17 protein-coding genes are annotated in these 17,831 nt (G+C 57.7%); 10 read left to right on the top strand and 7 right to left on the bottom strand.

From position 1 onward, the window contains the following. The first annotated feature begins 2 nt into the window (after positions 1 to 2). A complete protein-coding gene (locus BSP75_RS14170) occupies positions 3 to 1,448 on the top strand; it encodes a bifunctional 2-methylcitrate dehydratase/aconitate hydratase (protein ID WP_075113626.1) in 1,446 nt (481 codons plus the stop codon). Between the two features lie 99 nt (positions 1,449 to 1,547). Here the strand turns inward: BSP75_RS14170 and BSP75_RS14165 are convergent, their stop codons facing one another. Then, entirely contained in the window at positions 1,548 to 2,276 is a 729-nt protein-coding gene (locus BSP75_RS14165; protein ID WP_075113625.1) for a hypothetical protein, read from the bottom strand. A gap of 259 nt (positions 2,277 to 2,535) precedes the next feature. On the opposite strand from BSP75_RS14165, the gene BSP75_RS14160 reads away from it, so the two are divergent. Together BSP75_RS14160 and BSP75_RS14155 are read left to right on the top strand one after the other, a co-directional pair. Further along, positions 2,536 to 2,871, top strand: coding sequence for a polyhydroxyalkanoic acid system family protein (locus BSP75_RS14160; RefSeq protein ID WP_075113624.1), 336 nt, complete (start codon positions 2,536 to 2,538; stop codon positions 2,869 to 2,871). Between the two features lie 256 nt (positions 2,872 to 3,127). Beyond that, complete coding sequence (locus BSP75_RS14155; protein ID WP_075113623.1) at positions 3,128 to 4,558, top strand: wax ester/triacylglycerol synthase family O-acyltransferase; 1,431 nt, start codon at positions 3,128 to 3,130, stop codon at positions 4,556 to 4,558. Between the two features lie 114 nt (positions 4,559 to 4,672). On the opposite strand, the gene BSP75_RS14150 is transcribed toward BSP75_RS14155, so the two are convergent. The 4 genes from BSP75_RS14150 to BSP75_RS14135 form a co-directional block, all read right to left on the bottom strand. Next, complete coding sequence (locus BSP75_RS14150) at positions 4,673 to 5,461, bottom strand: hypothetical protein (RefSeq protein WP_075113622.1); 789 nt, start codon at positions 5,459 to 5,461, stop codon at positions 4,673 to 4,675. Positions 5,462 to 5,486: 25 nt separating this feature from the next. Next, complete coding sequence (locus BSP75_RS14145; protein WP_075113621.1) at positions 5,487 to 6,128, bottom strand: TetR/AcrR family transcriptional regulator; 642 nt, start codon at positions 6,126 to 6,128, stop codon at positions 5,487 to 5,489. A 1-nt stretch (position 6,129) separates the two neighbouring features. Continuing rightward, positions 6,130 to 7,317: a patatin-like phospholipase family protein gene (locus BSP75_RS14140; protein ID WP_075113620.1), complete on the bottom strand. Its 1,188-nt coding sequence runs from the start codon at positions 7,315 to 7,317 to the stop codon at positions 6,130 to 6,132. Between the two features lie 94 nt (positions 7,318 to 7,411). Beyond that, positions 7,412 to 7,984, bottom strand: coding sequence for a phasin family protein (locus BSP75_RS14135; RefSeq protein ID WP_042655803.1), 573 nt, complete (start codon positions 7,982 to 7,984; stop codon positions 7,412 to 7,414). 247 nt (positions 7,985 to 8,231) lie between these two features. On the opposite strand from BSP75_RS14135, the gene BSP75_RS14130 reads away from it, so the two are divergent. Further along, the gene (locus BSP75_RS14130) at positions 8,232 to 10,205 is read left to right on the top strand and encodes an SDR family oxidoreductase (RefSeq protein ID WP_075113619.1); all 1,974 of its coding nucleotides are present in this window, start codon (positions 8,232 to 8,234) and stop codon (positions 10,203 to 10,205) included. Positions 10,206 to 10,284: 79 nt separating this feature from the next. On the opposite strand, the gene BSP75_RS14125 is transcribed toward BSP75_RS14130, so the two are convergent. After that, the gene (locus BSP75_RS14125) at positions 10,285 to 11,160 is read right to left on the bottom strand and encodes an alpha/beta fold hydrolase (protein ID WP_075113618.1); all 876 of its coding nucleotides are present in this window, start codon (positions 11,158 to 11,160) and stop codon (positions 10,285 to 10,287) included. A gap of 170 nt (positions 11,161 to 11,330) precedes the next feature. Between BSP75_RS14125 and BSP75_RS14120 the strand changes: the two genes are divergently transcribed. The 5 genes from BSP75_RS14120 (at position 11,331) to BSP75_RS14100 (ending at position 15,360) form a co-directional block, all read left to right on the top strand. Continuing rightward, a complete protein-coding gene (locus BSP75_RS14120) occupies positions 11,331 to 11,633 on the top strand; it encodes a YebG family protein (protein ID WP_075113617.1) in 303 nt (100 codons plus the stop codon). A gap of 408 nt (positions 11,634 to 12,041) precedes the next feature. Next, positions 12,042 to 13,304 (top strand): site-specific integrase, encoded by a 1,263-nt coding sequence (locus BSP75_RS14115; protein ID WP_171971598.1) that lies wholly within the window; start codon positions 12,042 to 12,044, stop codon positions 13,302 to 13,304. Positions 13,305 to 13,568: 264 nt separating this feature from the next. Continuing rightward, positions 13,569 to 13,904, top strand: coding sequence for a hypothetical protein (locus tag BSP75_RS14110; protein WP_075113615.1), 336 nt, complete (start codon positions 13,569 to 13,571; stop codon positions 13,902 to 13,904). Between the two features lie 219 nt (positions 13,905 to 14,123). Beyond that, a complete protein-coding gene (locus BSP75_RS14105) occupies positions 14,124 to 14,462 on the top strand; it encodes a hypothetical protein (protein ID WP_075113614.1) in 339 nt (112 codons plus the stop codon). Between the two features lie 463 nt (positions 14,463 to 14,925). Continuing rightward, a complete protein-coding gene (locus tag BSP75_RS14100) occupies positions 14,926 to 15,360 on the top strand; it encodes a hypothetical protein (protein ID WP_075113613.1) in 435 nt (144 codons plus the stop codon). A 79-nt stretch (positions 15,361 to 15,439) separates the two neighbouring features. On the opposite strand, the gene BSP75_RS14095 is transcribed toward BSP75_RS14100, so the two are convergent. After that, on the bottom strand, positions 15,440 to 15,664 hold the full coding sequence (locus BSP75_RS14095; protein ID WP_075113612.1) for a hypothetical protein: 225 nt from the start codon (positions 15,662 to 15,664) through the stop codon (positions 15,440 to 15,442). Between the two features lie 128 nt (positions 15,665 to 15,792). On the opposite strand from BSP75_RS14095, the gene BSP75_RS14090 reads away from it, so the two are divergent. Then, positions 15,793 to 17,769 carry a Lon protease family protein gene (locus tag BSP75_RS14090; RefSeq protein WP_075113611.1) on the top strand — a complete coding sequence of 659 codons (1,977 nt, stop codon included), beginning with the start codon at positions 15,793 to 15,795 and terminating at the stop codon, positions 17,767 to 17,769. Positions 17,770 to 17,831 lie beyond the last annotated feature (62 nt).

Genomic DNA, 17,831 nt, shown 5'->3' with positions numbered 1-17,831 from the left:
CGATGTCCGCCAACGTCGACGTCAACCACAGACCCGAGCCCGATCAGGTGCTGGTCGATATTGCCGATTATGTCTGCAACCACCCCATCACCAACCTGGCGGCTCTCGACACCGCCCGCTACTGCCTGATGGATACCCTGGGCTGCGGCCTGCTGGCCCTGCGCTTCCCCGAGTGTACCAAGCACCTTGGCCCCATCGTACCCGGCACCGTCGTGCCCCACGGGGCCCGAGTGCCCGGTACCCAACTCTGCCTCGATCCGGTCAAGGCGGCCTGGGATATCGGCGCCATCATCCGCTGGCTCGATTACAACGACACCTGGCTGGCCGCCGAGTGGGGTCATCCATCCGACAATCTGGGCGGCATTCTCGCCACCGCCGACTGGCTCTCCCGTACCGGCGTGGCCGAAGGCAAGGCGCCGCTCACCATGAGCGATGTGCTGGTGGCCATGGTGAAAGCCCACGAAATTCAGGGGGTGCTGGCGCTTGAGAACTCCTTCAATCGGGTCGGTCTCGATCACGTGGTGCTGGTCAAGGTTGCCAGCACCGCCGTGGTGACTCACATGCTGGGCGGCAGCCGCGATCAGGTGATCGATGCGGTCTCCCAAGCCTGGGTCGATGGCCAGAGCCTGCGTACCTACCGCCATGCCCCCAATGCGGGGTCGCGCAAAAGCTGGGCGGCGGGGGATGCGACCTCTCGTGCGGTACGGCTGGCGCTGATCACCATGAGCGGCGAGATGGGGTATCCCGGTGTACTGAGCGCCCCCAAGTGGGGCTTCTACGACGTGCTGTTCAAGGGCAACCCGTTCGCCCTGCATCAGGGGTACGGCAGCTATGTGATGGAAAACGTGCTGTTCAAGATCTCCTATCCCGCCGAGTTCCATGCCCAGACCGCGGTGGAGTGCGCCATGAAGCTGCACGAGCAGGTGAAGGGACGGCTGGACGAGATCGACCGCATCGAGCTCACCACCCATGAGTCGGCCATTCGCATCATCAGCAAGGTCGGGGCCCTCAACAACCCGGCCGATCGGGATCACTGCCTGCAGTACATGGTGGCGGTGCCGCTGATCTTCGGTCGCCTGATCGCCGAGGATTACGAGGACGCCGTGGCGGCCGATCCCCGCATCGACGCGCTGCGTGGCAAGATGGTGGTGCAGGAGGACAAACGCTACAGCCGCGAATATCTGGAGGCGGACAAGCGTTCCATCGCCAACGCCATCCAGATCTTCTTCAAAGATGGTTCTCACACAACCAAGGTGGAGGTGGAATATCCGGTCGGCCATCGTCGCCGGCGGGAGGAGGGGATCCCGCTGCTGGTGGAGAAATTCCAGCACAATCTGGCCACCCGCGTCCCTGCCAAACGGGTCAGCGACATTCTCACCCTCTGTCAGGACGGGCCGCGCCTTGCCGCTACCCCGGTACACGCCTTTATGGATCTGCTGGTGATCTGACCGATCTCATATCGGTCAACATATCGGCAAACGGCGATAAACGAACAGCGGGCCCATCGGCCCGCTTTGTCGTCTGGCAATTAATCCTTCACTGCAACACTAGGCCAGCACACTGCTATCGCCGTTAAAGAGCGCCGTCATGATCGCCGTCTCGCGACTGGCGATGGTCTCGAGAAACTCGTTGGCTCGCCCCATCTTGTGACACACCTGATAACCACGCTCGACAAAGGAAAAAAGCTCACCCAAGCCCGCCAGATGGGCGGGCCCCGACACCAGCTTGAGGGTCGCGCCAAGCAGCGGCTTTCTCGCCAGCCTGTCCAGCGTCATGCCAAGCTCGCTCACCAACACAATCTGATGTTCGCGGCGCGCCTGCTCGCCCACTGCGCGATAGGCGATAGCGTAGTGCTCCGCAGTAATGGGGTTGAGCCCGCTAATGCGCCGCAGCGCCACCACCATCAGGTAGTCCAGCTCCTCGGAGAGGGCATCGAGCTCGATCGCCTGCGCCAGCACCTTGAGACCGGACTCAGGCAACAGTCGCTCGGCGGTCGGCATCACCCGCATCACGTCAGCATCGCGCCGGGCACAATCCCCCGGACCATAAAGATCGGTCAGGAAAAACTTGGCGGCGGGGCCGTAGCGGTCGCTATCCAGCAGATCGCGATGGGTACGCCCCAACCTGTCGGCCTGCCACTGGCGCAACCGGTCCCGATCCTGCTGATCTTCCGGGTGAGCCCGCATCTGCTCGCGCAAGGCCGCGACCCGATGGAGCTGGCGGTAGAGCCGCCCCAGGGTGCTATCGTCATCGTGGGCATCTTCTTGATGGGTCATCTACCGCTCTCCGGCCTTGGGCCCATTGATGGGAAAATAGAGAAATAGCGATACAAGTGAATGAAAAACAAGCAGCTTTTTCTATCAGTTTGGCGACAAGTGTAGCGTGCAAGGGGGAGGGAATAAATGCCGTACGCCATTGAGGGCGTTCATCGTCATCCACTCTGTTAAGTGAGTCCCATTTATGTGAACCATCCTTTCACTTGTTGTGAACATGTGTTTAATATCAATAAATATCTTATGACCCAGAGTAACTACCATGTTCTTCTACGACTCCCTCGCTGGCAGCAGCGCACTCTCCACCATTCTGGTCAGTCGTCGGCATCCGCTGGGACTGGCCGCCGCCCGACTCGCTGCCGAAGCCATCGCCCAGGATATGAGCGAGAGCTATCAACTCGACTGCGAATGGGCAGATGAAGAGGAGACCGAACTGCGCTTTCGCGGCTCGGGGGTACATGGCACTCTCACCCTGGACGACGATACCCTGGAACTGGAAGTGCATCTTGGCTTGATGCTGTTGCCGGTACGCAGCGTACTGGAACAGGAGATCCTCGATTATGTGGAAAATCGCTTACCTTGTCCCAAACGTGTTTAAAACTTTTCGTCGCACTGGCATTAAATAAACCTGCGGTGAACGATGGCTGTTTGAAATAAGTGGGCAAGCCATATTATTTGCCAATGTGATTAACCGGCGATATCCGGATTCTGTTTTGTACGTTATTCGTCATTTCTATTTTCATATTTCGAGTCGGCACTCGCTATTGTCATCTTGATTACCCAAGGCTCTCGTCCGGATATGAGGGCATGAACAACTTGCCGCCTCGGTAAATTCATTTTGTAGGGAAACAACCATGCCATCGAGTGAATTTATCTCCTGCGTCGATACCGCCTGGTTACGCATGGACAGACCCAACAACCTGATGCAGATCATCGGCGTCCTGATGTTTGAAGGGGCGCTCGATGAGGCGCGGTTGCGGGCCGGATTACGCCACACCATTTCGGTGCAACCCCGCTTCCACCAGCGGGCCGTGCTGGAAGGGGGCTCCTACTACTGGCGCCATGACCCCGATTTCGATCTCGATCAGCACCTCAAGCGGGTGATCCTGCCGGGTAACGCAGGCAAGCTTGAGCTGGAGAAGCTGGTGGCCGATCTCGCCTCCACACCGCTCAACCACCAGCGCCCGCTGTGGGACATGCACCTGACCGACACCTCGTTGGGCGGGCAAGCTCTGGTGGTACGCATTCACCACGCCATGGGTGACGGCTTCTCGCTGGTGCGGGCCATGCTGACCATGATGGATAACACCCCGCAAGGCGCACCGCGACCGCCGTCACCGGAACCACTGGATGACAGCGAGGACGAGGAGGCAGACGACAGCCACCACGGCAGCCGACTGGTGCGGGCCGGTCTCAAGCTGACCGGTACCCTCTGGTCCAAATATGTCGAGGTGGTCACCCATCCCACCAAGGCGGTGGATTACCTCAAGACCGGGCGGGATCTGGCGAGCGAGCTGTGCAATATCGCCACCCTCAGTGATGATTCGCCCTGCCGCTTGCGGGGCAAAACCGCCAGTACCAAACGGGTGGCCTGGTCGGAGCAAATTGATCTGCCGGATATCAAGGCGGTGGGCAAGGTGCTTGGCTGCTCGGTCAACGATCTGCTGATCGCCGCGACCGCCGGGGCGTTTCGCCACTACCTGCAAGAGAAGGGGGATGACGCCAACAAGGTCAAGATCCGCGCCCTGGTGCCGGTCAACATGCGTGCGCCGGACGACGAGGGGGCGCTGGGCAACCGCTTCGGGCTGGTGGCCCTGGACTTGCCGCTGGATGTCGAGCATCCACTGCAACGGCTCTATACCGTGCGTGATCGGATGCAGGCGCTGCGCACCTCGCTGCAACCCGTGGTGGTGCTCAATCTGTTGCACGCCCTTGGTATGGCCCCCAATGCGGTGCAACAGCAGGCGGTCGAGCTGCTCACGGCCAAGGCCAGTGCGGTGATCACCAATGTCCCAGGCCCGCAGCAGACCCTCTACATGGCGGGGGCGCGGCTGCGCCAGCCGTTGTTCTGGGTGCCGCAATCGGGGGATATCGGCGTCGGCGTCTCGATCCTCTCTTACGATCACAAGGTGCAGCTTGGCCTTATCACCGACAAGAAGCTGGTGCCGGATCCGGATCGGGTAGTAGCGCGTTTTGCGGTGGAGTTTGAACAGCTGTTGCTGCTAGTGCTGATGGAGCCGGATCTGTTGTTCGATCCCCATGGACTGGATGCCCTGCTCGGTTGATTGGCACTGAATCGACAGGCGACGGGTCGTTCAACCACGCAACAACCATCAGCAAAGAGGCCAACCCGCGGGTTGGCCTCTTGTTTTGTTATCTATGAATGGCGGGGATGGCGGTTAATCTTCCAGCTCCTCGCACGCCGCCTCCACATCGAGGCGCTCCATGGCGTCCACCGGTTCGCACCCGGCTGCTTCGGCATAGAGGGCTTCGGCGGCTTTCAGGCGGCTCTTGCCGTGCAGCATCACCTGGGCGTTGGCGTACTCCATGCGGGCGATAGCCGAGTCGGGGATCAGCGCCAGCGCCTCCTTGAAGTGACGCTCTGACTCCTCTTTCTTGGCGCCATAGGTGAGGCCACCAATCATGGCCCCCAGCTTGTCGACAATCTCTGCGTGCCAGGCACCGAACGCGATATGGGCTTCGGCGTGGTCGGGCTCAAGCTCCAGCGCCTTCTCAAGGCTTGCCTTGATCTTGTCGCCAATCCCCTGCGAGAGCGCCTTGGTGATGGAGATGACCTGACTGTAGCGACCGAGCGCCAGGGCGTGGAAATACCAGGCATTGACGTTATCGGGCTGGCGCTTTTGCAGCTGCTCGGCATGGCTGGCCGCCCGCTCGAAGGCGGCGCGCTTGGCATACTTGTCCTCCAGCAGATAGCTGGCGTGGATCACCAGTGCCTTGTTCGCCACATTGAGTCCCGCTTCTCCAGCCGCTTCGCCAAGGGCGACGGCCTTGGCAAAATCTCCGGCATGATAGGCCCGCCAGGCATCCTGAACCTGCTCGTCATCCGGCCAGGGTTCGGCATCCCCCTGATGGAGGCGATCCCAATTGTCCGCCAGCTTCTGGCCAGCATAGTCATAGGCCGCGTCCACGTAAGGGAAGGGGACAAATTCGAGTTGTGAAGTGGTCATGCATATTTTCCCTGTCGCATGTGAATCAAACCTTGTCGGTGTAGTGGTGGGCGAGGGCGTCCAGATGAGCGCGGGCATCGGCCCGCAAATAGGGAGCGACCAGCTGCATCACCTGAACGACGCCGAGGGCGATATCGGCATCCGCCTTGGGGTGCAGTGCCCGCTGGTAAGAGATCCAGAATGTGCCCACCAGCGCCACATTGGCCGCCAGGGTGCGCATCTGTTGCGCCGTGCCCTCCATCAGCCCGGCCGTTTGCAGGTGATTGCAAATGGCGGCTGCGGTCTGCTCCTTGCGGCGCAGCAGGGCGGAAAAGCGCTGCTCCACCTGATGATAACCGCTCATCAGGGTCGCGATATCGTAGTAGAGGAAACGGTACTGCCAGATGGCCTCAAACATCAGATGGAGGAAAAGCCAGATATCTTCCGCCTCATCGGAGGGGGTCGTGACCGCATCCAGCAGGCGATCCATCTGCTGCTCGAATTCACCGAACAGGGCGTTGACGATCTCCTCCTTGTTGTGGAAGTGGTAGTAGAGGTTGCCCTGGCTTATCTCCATCTCGGCCGCAATGGCCGAGGTGGTGACGCCGGGTTCGCCCTGCCGGTTGAAACAGGCGAGGGCAGTGGTCAGGATCCGCTCCCGGGTACGGCGTTTGGGTTTGCGATCCATGCTACTCCTTCGAGGGTGAACGGCGCACGCCGTGGCGATAGCGTTTGGCAAGCCAGTGCTGCAACTGCTCCAGCGACTTGTCTAGCGCATCGACCGAGCCACTGCCGGGGGCCAGCAGGGTACGATGTTCATCTGCCAGCGCCGCCAGATTGAGCTCCAGGCCATGTTTGGCCAGCACCGGCGCCAACTCGTCACGGCGTTGCCAGAGATCGCGGCGGGTATGCTGATAGGCGTGCTCGCAGAGGCGGCGACGATCCCGATAGCTGAACACATTGGTAAAGAACATCTCGCCATCGGCAGAGGAGGGCTCAAACAGCAGGGCGTCGGCGTCGGGATATTGGTGTTTGTAGCGATCCATCCCCACATGCATGCGGGAGTGGATGATGGCGCGAAAAGTCTGGGCCAGCACCACTGGCAGACCGCTATCTACCAGATTGGTCGGTGCACCGGCGGCCATGTCCGCATCATAGGGCACCAGCGGATTGATGCAGAACACCAGATCCGCCCCCTCTTGCAGCGCCACCGAGGCGTGCAGGGTCTTGATCAGCGCCCCGTCCACATAGTAACGGCCATTGATCAGCGAGGGGGGAAAGAGGCCGGGCAGGGCGGCCGAAGCCTGTACCGCTGCCGAGATGGGCACGTCATCGAGCCCTGGGCTACCGAAGGCGACCGGATGACCGGTGTCGAGTTCGGTGGCCACCACAAACAGCCGGCTGCGCAGCTGACGAAAATCGTTGCTGCGGCCGGGGCGAGAGAAAAACTGGGTCAGGGTGCGATCCACCCCGCGGTTGTCAAACAGTCCGGTCGGAATGGCTTTGGAGAGCCCCTGCAGCGACTCAAACAGGCTGCGCTTCCAGGGAGCCGCCAGATAGTAGGTCAGACTCTGCCACGCCAGCGGCGGGATCGAGGTCAGGCGTTCGGCGTATTCCCGAAAGGCGGGGCGCAGCAATGTAGCGGGGTCAAACATCTCCCCCGCATCATCGCTGAGCAGGATCCGCACCAGCTTCGCCGGCGAGATGCCGTTAGCCAGTGCCGATGCCACCACGGCCCCCGAGCTCACGCCAACATAGATGTCGGCATGGTCGAGACGCAGACCGCTGATGCTGTCGGAGAGCGCGGCGCAGGCACCGATCTCGTAGATGCCACCGAGCGGCCCGCCGCCGGCAAGGGCAATTGCGATGGTACTCATAGCGTCGCCTCCCTATCCATGACTCTCTCCATGACAAAACCGGCCCAGCGAGGGGCATGGGCCGGTATCAACTACCTTATTTCACCGTGAGGGATCAGGGCAGGACGCTTTCCGCTTTGGCCTTCACCTCTTTCACCGCATCTTCGGCGGCGGAGAGCAGATCGGCGGCCTGCTCGACCACCGCCTCTTTAGCCTTGGCTACCGGGGCTTTCTTTACCGGCGGCTTGCGAGCGGCGGGCTTCTTGGCGGCTGCCGGCTTGGCTTCGGCTTCAGGGGCCTCTTCATCCTGGGCATCCAGCAGTTGCTGCACCACATCGGTCAGCTCGGCCATGCGCTTGGAGAGCTTGTCGATATCTTTGCGGGTCGGGATACCCAGACTGGCCACGGCGCGGGCGACGCGATCTTCAAACACCTGCTCCAGACGGCCCCAGGTATTGGCGGTCTTGTCGGTCACAGCGGCAATCTTCTCATCGGCGCTCTGACGGGTTTTGGCCTGCAGCGCTTCCCCTTCCTGCACCAGGGCTTCAAAGATCTTGCCACCCTCTTCCTGTGCTTTGGCATAGGCACCCAGACCCGCCAACCAGATCTGCTGGGTGGACTCCTTGATGGTGGAGGTGAGTTGGTTGTCGGTCACTGACCCTGCCAGTGCTTTCAATTTCTTAGCCATGATCTTCTCCTTGAATAACGACAGTTAAACGTAATGGCGACAACGACAACTGCAATCCGGTTGTGGCATTACTGATTTTTCAACTCCAGTCTAGGGACAAAAAATAGAGGGTTCTACCTAATAACGAAATAGCGAATAGGTGGAAATAAGGGATGGCTCACGAACCGGCAATCGAATTGCAGATTTCCATATGAAGCGTGATATATCTAACGGTAAGTAACAGCCAAATCAGTAGCGGAACAATGACATGAACTATTTCATCACAGGCGGAAGTGGCTTTATCGGGCGCAGGTTGATCAAAAAATTGCTGGAACGTGCGCCCGAGAATCGGGTCTATTTTTTGATGCGCGCTTCTCATCAGGATAAATTGCCGGAGTTGTTTGCATTCTGGAATGTGGATGAGCAAAGAGCCGTTCCGATCATTGGCGACATGACGCTGCCACAGCTGGGGGTCTCAGCCGCCGAGCAGGAACAACTCCGCGGCCAGATCGATCACTTTTTCCATCTCGCGGCGATCTACGATCTCAACGCCAAGGCAGGCATCCAGCAACAGGTGAATACCGAAGGAACCCGCCAGGCGGTGCAACTTGCCGAGCGGTTGGGGGCGGGGCAGTTCCACCACTGCAGCTCCATCGCCGCAGCGGGCCTGTTTGACGGTCTGTTTCGGGAAGACATGTTCGATGAGGCCGAACACCTCGACATGCCCTATTTCCAGACCAAACACGAAGCTGAAGGGATCGTTCGTAACGAATGCACCATTGCGTGGCGCATCTACCGGCCGAGCATCGTCGTCGGTGACGCCAATACTGGCGAGATGGACAAGATCGACGGCCCTTACTACTTCTTCAAGACCATTCAGAAGCTGCGCCGTCTGCTGCCGCCCTGGATGCCCGCCATCGGGGTGGAAGGGGGCCGCATCAATATCGTGCCGGTCAACTTTGTGGTCGATGCCATGGCCCATATCGCCCATCAGGACGGCGAGGAGAACAAGACCTTCCACCTGACCGATCCCAATCCGATGCGGGTTGGCGATATGCTCAGCACCTTCTCCCGTGCCGCCCATGCGCCGGAGCCGGCTATTCGCATCAACGCCTCCCTGTTCAGCTTCATTCCCCGCCACCTGACGGCGATGCTGATGACCATGACGCCAGTGCGCCGCATTCGCGATGCCGCCATCGCCGATCTGGGTCTGCCCAAGGATATCTTCCGCCTCATCAACTACCCGACCCGTTTTGACAGCCGGGAGACCCAGCGACTGCTGAAAGGCACCGGCATCGAAGTGCCGCCGCTGCACAGCTATGCCTGGCGGCTGTGGGATTACTGGGAGCGCCATCTCGACCCCGAGCTCTTTATCGATCGCTCCCTGCGCGGTCGGGTCGAAGGAAAAGTGGTGCTGGTGACCGGTGCCACCTCCGGCATTGGCCGCGCCACCGCACGCAAATTGGCGGGGGCGGGGGCCATCGTGGTGACCATCGCCCGCGATGAGCAGAAAATTGCCGAAACCCAGGCCGAGTTTGCCGAACTGGGGCTCACCATGCAGGTCTATCAGGGCGATCTGGCCGATCTGGCGCAGGGTGAGGCGATCACTCGGCAGATTGTCGAAGAACACGGTGGGGTGGATATTCTGATCAACAACGCTGGCCGCTCCATCCGCCGCTCCATTGAAGACTCCTTCGAGCGCTTCCACGATCTGGAGCGCACCATGCAGCTCAACTACTTCGGGGCGCTCAAGGTGATCATGGGGGTACTGCCCACCATGATTGAGAAGAAAAAAGGGCACATCATCAACATCTCCTCCATCGGGGTATTGACCAATGCGCCGCGCTTCTCCGCCTATGTTGCCTCCAAGTCGGCCCTTGATGCCTGGGTGCGAACTGCGGCCTCCGAGTTTGCCGACAAGGGGGTCAGCTTCTCCATCATCAATATGCCGCTGGTGAAAACGCCGATGGTCGCCCCGACCAAGGTCTATGAGCAGGTGCCGATGATGACACCAGAAGAGGCGGCAGACTTGGTGTGCGATACCATCATCAACAAGCATGTGCGGCTGGCGACCCGCCTCGGGGTGTTCGGTCAGGTGGTTCATGCGCTGGCACCGCGGGTCGCACAGGTGATCATGAACACCAGCTTCCGCACCTTTGCCGATCCCAAGGATGGCGACAAGTCCAAGGCGACCGCCGATCAGGTTGCCGTCTCGACCCTGATCAAGGGGATCCACTTCTAACCGGATGATGCGCTAAAGAGATGAGCAGGGGCCTGAGCAATCAGGCCCCTGTTTTATTTGGTAGCACGATTAAGGAAGGTCAGGCCCGAGCCAGCAGATCAAGCAGCAGATCGGTGGTACGGCGGGAGTAGAGCAGAGAAAGATGGCCGATGGCGGGCAACTCGATATCGTCCATACCTGCCAACCGTTGCCGCTCCTGCGGCATCACCACGTTGTCGTGGCTGGTGCGCACCGAGATGCCGGGCACGCAAAGCGGCACCGAGGCGAAACGCTGCAACCAGCCGGACCCTGGCTCCATCTCGCGGGCATTGGCCCCCAGTCCAAGGGCGGCCAGCTGACTGCCCTGATGGGGGGTGGCCAGGGTGATCAGGCACGCAACCTTGTCACCGCCATGAAGAGCCAGATAGTCGCGGCAGACCAGTCCGCCCATGCTGTGACCGACCAGCACCAGCTTGTCAGCCCCGGTCTGCGCTAGCACATCGTCAATCCGAGTGGCCAGCAGTGGCACCATCTCATCGATATGACCAAACGGCGGCATCAGGGTAATAGTGGTGACCACATGGCCTGCGGCTTCCAGTCGGGCACGCTGGGTACGCCAGATCCCGCGACTACAACCGTAACCATGCACCAGCAATACGGGGCGCGGGCATGGGTGCAGCCGATCGGGTGCCATCAGTAAAGGCTCGAACGGCAGCAACCAGGTAAAGGTGTAGAGGTAGGCCAGCATCTCTTGGGCCATCATCTTCACCCTGCGCCAGGCGCCAATGGCCGGGGAGGGGTAGAAGCGGGTAAACAGCCAGCTGCCGAGCACCACCAGACAGCGCAGACCCAGCAGGGCAAACACCACAAACAGCAGGGTCAGCAACCAGGGGAGCCCCACGACCAGGTGGGCGATGCTCCCGAGGAGCAGCACCTCAACCATCAGCAGGATAAACAGGTGTCGTACGATCGTCATAAGACCATGATCCGACCAGTCAGGCGTGGAAGTCAAATGGCACTTTGAGACAGCTTGATCCAGCGCCGCTTTTGTCGCTAAACCCCGGCGAACTCTTTTCCGGTGAGGTTACTTGCAATACTGTATATCCATACATACACTCTACCCATCATCACCAAGAGGAGGCCATCATGGCTGTCGAGATAAAATATGTGGTTGTTCGTGGGGGAGTGGAAAAAATGACCTTTGCCAGCAAAAAAGAGGCCGATGCCTATGACAAGCTGCTGGATACGGCCGACGAGTTGATGACCCTGTTGGCTGGCGCCCCGATCGAGCTGGCGCCAGAGCAGCAAGAGAGTCTGGCATTCTACCTGGCAGAGCAGCGTGATGTGCTGCAAACCCTGCTGCGTGGCGGCAAGGTTCAGGCTGGCGCGAAAGAGGAGGAGGCTCCAGCTGACAAGCGCAAAGAGAAGCCACTCAAACAGGTGGCCTGATTGCCCAGGCCTGCTATTTCTCGGGGTAGATAGCTAAGTCCATTCACTTAGTTTGCATTTAAAACCATTTTTGCGGCTATTTACCCCGAGAATTTTTTAACAACCGTGCATATCCCATGCATAACTGAATAGCGTGCGGCGATGAGCTACGTCAGCAAAATCAACGAGAAAATAACGAGCAAATAAGCGTGAGGGAGTCGTCCATCTCGCTCCAGACAGCCTCACTCCGCAGCAACAAGTGACAGTACAAACACCAACAGAAGTCGCCTTCATGCATTACGAGCCCTTTTCTATCTTCTATCGTCTCGGCTCACAGACTCATATCGATTCATCTCATCACCAACAAGCAACAAGCAACAAGCAACAAGCAACACCATGACTCAACACCCACTATCTTTGCCGCCCGCCATGCCGCTGTTTGACAGCCTGATCTATCTGGAAGCGGGCAACCCGCAGGTCAATCAGTACCTTGCCAACCTCAGCCTCAACGATGTGCCCGATGCCGGACTGGTTTACGAACTGGCGGTCGACTGGCTGCTGGAGCAGCGCAACAGCGAAAACAACTACAAAACCTATCGCAGCGAACTGACCACCTTTTTGCACTGGTGCTTTCGCGAGGCTGCCATCAGCCCGAAAGATCTCACTCGCCGCATCATGATCCGCTATCTCGACTACTGTCAGTCCCCCCCTGACGAGTTGATCGCCTATCGCAACGTGGCGCAGTTTGTCCTCGACAAGGAGTGGGGAGAGCGGTTGCCAAATCCGCAATGGCGACCGTTTCTCGGCAAGCGGGATCTGGGCCGCACCTTACCCTATCGTCTGAGCGAGCAGGCGATGAAGACCAAGCTGGCCATCTTGTCGGCCTTCTTCCAGTTCCTGATCCAGGAGGAGTACATGGACCGCAATCCCGCCCTGTTGCTGCAACGGGTCAAACGACCGCAGCAGCCGGAGGAGGGCGAGCAGGTGCAATGCTTTAGCGAGTTGCAATGGTCCTACGTGATGCAGGCCTCCGAAACCCTGGCCAGCGACCACCCTGAACAGCACGAACGCAGCCGCTTTCTCATCATTCTGATGTATGCCTGCTATCTGCGGATCTCGGAGGTTGCCGCCAGGCCTGGCTTTACGCCGGTGATGGGGCAGTTTCGCCGGGATCGCAAAACCGGCGTCTGGGGATATTTCATTCCACAGAGCAAGGGGGGAAAACGACGTACCGTGGCGGTCTCCCAGGCACTGCTGGCAGCACTCGAACGCTACCGCCGCTTCCTCGGTCTCTCCCCGTTGCCGACACCGGACGAGCAAACACCGCTATTCGTTCGCCATAAAGCGGCCGCCCACGGCCGCGAGCAGGGCGAACTCAACGCCAACCTCGGCATTCGCCAGTTACGGGATTTGATCATGGTGATCATCGGCAAGGGGGCCGAGCTGGCCGAGCAAGATGGCTTTGCCCAGGATGCGGCCGAAATGCAGCAACTCTCTCCCCACGCCATTCGCCATACCGGGATCACCCATGACATCAACCTGCACGGACGGCCGCTCTCCCACGTACAGGCCGATGCCGGACATGACAGCATCGACACCACCTCGAAATATCTGCACACCAGCAACAGTGAACGGCATGAGAGTGCACAGCAGAAACCGCTGGACCGCTTAAACAGCAAAAGTGAGAGATAACAGCCAAGAAAAACAACGGCCAGTGTGACATTGCCCTGTTCTCTGCAGGTTATTTTTGACACAAAGAGTGGTTCATTAAGGTCTCATACAAGCTGGAGCTGTTACTTTGCACTTCTCCAAAATGGCAATCGGTTCAGGGAACACTTTCGTGGCTCACACGGGGCGGTAAGGAACGAGTGCGTTGCCATCAGCGGGATAAACCGTTATCCCGCAGCAGAGAGAAAACAAACAATTACATAGCTTGCTGAAATACCGAGACACCCTATGCCGCTAGATATCATCAAAAAAACCTACAAGATTGTCGGACAAGGCGATCTGATGGCGCAATTTACCCTGATCCCTTCAGGCACATTAAACATCTGGTTTCCCGACACCGGATTACAACTGGAAGCCCCCTGCAGTCAGCTTCGCTTTGAAAATGACACCCTGCTCTATACCAATGGGATGCACTACAGCCAGGCGAGGGCATTCTGGTCGCTAACGCTTCATGGTATCGATATGAGTGAACTGAAGAGATTGATCATTGAGGTGTGCAATAATTGCCGACCCGCGCACCAACCAACCGTCATGCCAAAACGCAAACGGTGGTTGACCGCCTGAAGGATCAACAGCAAGGCCGGTATCGCAAGATACCGGCCTTTTTCACGTCATGACGCAGCGTCGAAAAGCAAACAGAGTAGCGGGATCTGCAATATCCGGATTGGCCGCCCTGAATGTAACACTTTAATAACATTGATATTTATTACTGACATGGCCCTTGCATATCCAGTCATCATTGGTGATATTGATATCAATATGACCCGATACCAAGGAGCAGGTATGCAAGTGGCAGTGGTGGAAAAGACATTCAGGATCGTCGGAAAAGGTTCGCTAATAGCCCAGTTCACCTTTATCTCATCAGGTACGCTGCATATCTGGTTTCCGGATGTGGGACTGCAGATGGAGGCCCACTGCAAACAGCTGCGTATCGAAGATTGCACCATTATCTATACCAATGGCCTCCATCACGGCCAGCCGCGAGCACTCTGGTCCTTGACCCTCCATCACGACGATATGAACGAGCTCAAGCGTATCTTGCAGCAATTCAATACCAGCCTCTATTTAACCTGCCAGCCTCCCACTATGGCTATCGCCAAGCAGGCCTTGAGCCTGAATTGACTCAGCTCGCCAGGCAGCATTGTTTCAAATAGACCCGTCTTTACACCAAGGTCCAAACCGGGGGAGGGGATATCACCCATCTCCCGATGACTACTGATGCGCCTGAAGGTTTTATACGCAGCCCCATACTGAGCGTCGGGATGATTACTTCAAGCCGGAACAGGCATCACCTGACTTTCTGGTTGAGCGCAAAGCGATTGTGGGCGAGGGGACGTTGCCGGATCAGTTGGCCAGGCCGACCTCTATATTATCAAGCGGCAGGGGAACAGGATGGCTGGGTTGACCGACTTGAGTCGTGACTTGGGCAACATTGCAAAGCAGAATGGCCGTAAAGGTGTTTCATCTTGGATGAGCAGACTTTATAAGGGGTTTGGTACCACAGATAATTACACCACCTCGTTATCTCTCGCAATGATGCCGATAACCCCATTTATCGGCATCTCTTCTCTTATGAGGAATTATTATGAACATTGTTGAACTTAAGAAGCATGCAAGAGACTTTCGTGGGGCTTTGGATCGTTTGAACTGGAGTTCTATGCCAACTAATTTTAGGCAATTCCCGGCCGGTACGTGTGGAGATATCAGTGATATTCTTGCCGAATACCTTTATAAGAAAGGATTTAATGACATCGAATACGTTAGCGGCTCTGCTGATAACCATCAATCCCATGCTTGGTTAGAGGTAGCTGGATACATTGTCGATATCACTGCAGACCAGTTTCCTGACTGCGATGATCCCATCATCGTGACTAATGATTACTCATGGCATCAACGCTTTGAAGAATCTACGAGACAAGCCGCTGGTTTTCTAGATGGGTTTAAGTCAACCAGCACGATGACGTTGAACATTACTCGTGATCTGAACATCGTCTACAAAGCTGCTCTCGCTTGCCTCTAATTTTTGTTCTTCCAATGTCTAGATGGGCGGACGAACTTGAATCGCCGCCAGATGTACTGACCAATCAGGTGAATGATCTTTAACTGTCGGTGGCATTGGGATCACACTGAGCCAACAGTTCTTGCAGTGTGTAGCTCGGTTTGCCACGCAGTTTGGCGCGAGCACGCTCCACATCATCAAACGCCGCAGTCAGCAGTGCCGGATCGCCATCTTCAAGAGCAGCCTGCAGATAGGCAACCATGTCGGCCTCGGTGGCCAAGCCGTCAACCGCATCAAAACGGCTCCATTGCTCAGGTTTCTTCATTCCGTCCTCCTGTCCCGCAACTGCGCATAATGTATATTATGTTAAATTGCATATCTTGTTTCCTGTCACCACTTATTGAACTGTGTATAATGGCAACAATTGATCCTATCTTCGACCGGATGTCTTAAGTGGCTGAATTAACATCAGAACAATTAAAACCCGCTTTTGCGATTGAACAGTTCCCCAAGCTCAGTGAGCTTGAACCCATCCCCTTTGCTGCGCTGCAGCCCAGAGCCATTTCCGGCATCAAGCGTCTCGCCAGTTTTGATGGTGACTGTCCGGTCATGCTGCTCAACGGGTTCCCCGGCGCAGATTATGAAGGCGTTTGCCAGATACTGATTGCCGACTCCAATGGCAAAGATGGTGACCTGTTTGATCTCTGCTATACCGAGAATCTGAACAACCCTTTCAAACCTATCTGGCTGCGACTGCAACCGGGCACCGGCGTTGAATTCTGTGAAATGGTTGGCGAGCTGCTCAAGCTGTTGAGCCACCATCTCGATGCCGAGCGCATCGTGACCCGGATCATGCGCAAGCAGAACAATGATCCGAAGATCGATGATTTTCTCTCCGATCTGGCGGCTCACGTGGCATTGGGGCTGGAGTTCCAGCACCCCGTACTGATCAATCTGCTGATCCATCACGAAGCGCAGGAAGCGCCGGTGATTTATGGCCGCGACCTCAACTGGGATACCCTGTTTGGCTCCATCAACTACCAGACCGAGCAAGGCTCTGTCTATGCCAACCAGCACCTGTTGGAGCCTGGCTTGCTGCGCGAAGCCAACGGCGGCTACCTCATTTTGCAACTGGACGAGCTGCTGGATCAGCCGCACCTCTGGTTCAAGCTGAAAAATGCCATGCAAAAAGGCGAGCTGGACTGGAACGCCTATCAGGAAGGGAAAACTCTGACCCCCTTCTTCGCACCTGAAGCGACCCCCATCAAGCTCAAGCTGATCCTGGTGGGTGACCGACTCGACGTGGCTGAGTTCCAGATGCTGGATCGGGATATGTCCGAGCGTATCTTCCTGCGAGCCGATCTGGTCTCAGAAGTGAATATTGAAGAGGATCTGCAGGAGTTTTTGCAGTATCTGGCCTGGGTTCGCCAGCGCTGGAACCTGCTGGACTTCACGCCTGCCGCCCTCGCCGCCCTTTGTCGTCATGCCAGCCGCCTCTGTGACCATCAGGAGTGGCTGTCGCTCTCCGAAGTGCAGTTGGCCGCCATCATGCGGATGTCTGACAGTCTGGCCCGGGAGCTGGGATCCGAGGTGGTGACCGACGAACATATTCGCGGCGCGCTGGAGGAGCAGGATTACCGCCTCAACTATCTGGTTGAGCAGTCCGATCAGGGCGTCATCGACGGCCAGATCCTGCTGCAAACCGATGGCGAAGAGATCGGCCAGATCAACGGCCTGTCGGTCATTCAGGTCTCCGGTCACCCTTATGACTTCGGTGAACCGGTGCGCCTCACCGCAACCGTCCACCTCGGCGATGGCGATGTGGCAGATATCGAGCGCAAAGCGGAGCTGGCCGGTCATATCCACGCCAAGGCGATGATGATTATCCACGGCTATCTCTCCAACAAATTTGGCGCAGAGAACCCCTCCCCCCTGTCGGCCAATCTGGTGTTCGAGCAGTCTTACCACGAGATTGATGGTGACAGCGCCTCCCTGACCGGCTTGTGTGCCCTGCTCTCTGCCCTCGCCCGCCAGCCCATCTATCAGCACTTTGCGGTGACCGGTGCGGTCGATCAGTTTGGTAATGTGCAGGCGGTGGGTGGCGTCAACGAGAAGATTGAAGGCTTCTTCCGGGTGTGTAAAATCCACGACATCACCGGCAAGCAAGGGATCATTCTGCCGGGGACCAATATCCAGCAACTCAATCTTTCTGACGAAGTGATTGAGGCTGTTGCCGCAGGCCAGTTCCACATCCACCCGGTGGATCATGTGGAAGAGGCCATAGAGTTGCTGACCGGCTGCGTGGCCGGTGAGCCTGATATGCCCGACACCCTATTTGGCCGTATTCAGGATCGGTTGGACGAGTTGAACGGCTCCACTGCCAAAGTCGGACTGCTGCGAGCCCTGCTGGGGCGCCTGTTTGGCCGCTGATGAAGTGATCGGAGTTGTTTAGCGAACAGCTGTAAGCTAAATTGGCCCAGCTTTGACCCATT

Origin of the sequence: Aeromonas sp. YN13HZO-058, from assembly GCF_001921245.1 — a bacterium.
GTDB classification, from domain to species: Bacteria; Pseudomonadota; Gammaproteobacteria; order Enterobacterales; family Aeromonadaceae; genus Aeromonas; species Aeromonas allosaccharophila.
The sequence above is the reverse complement of the archived record's forward strand: the minus strand, read 5'-3'. Positions and strand labels throughout refer to the sequence as shown.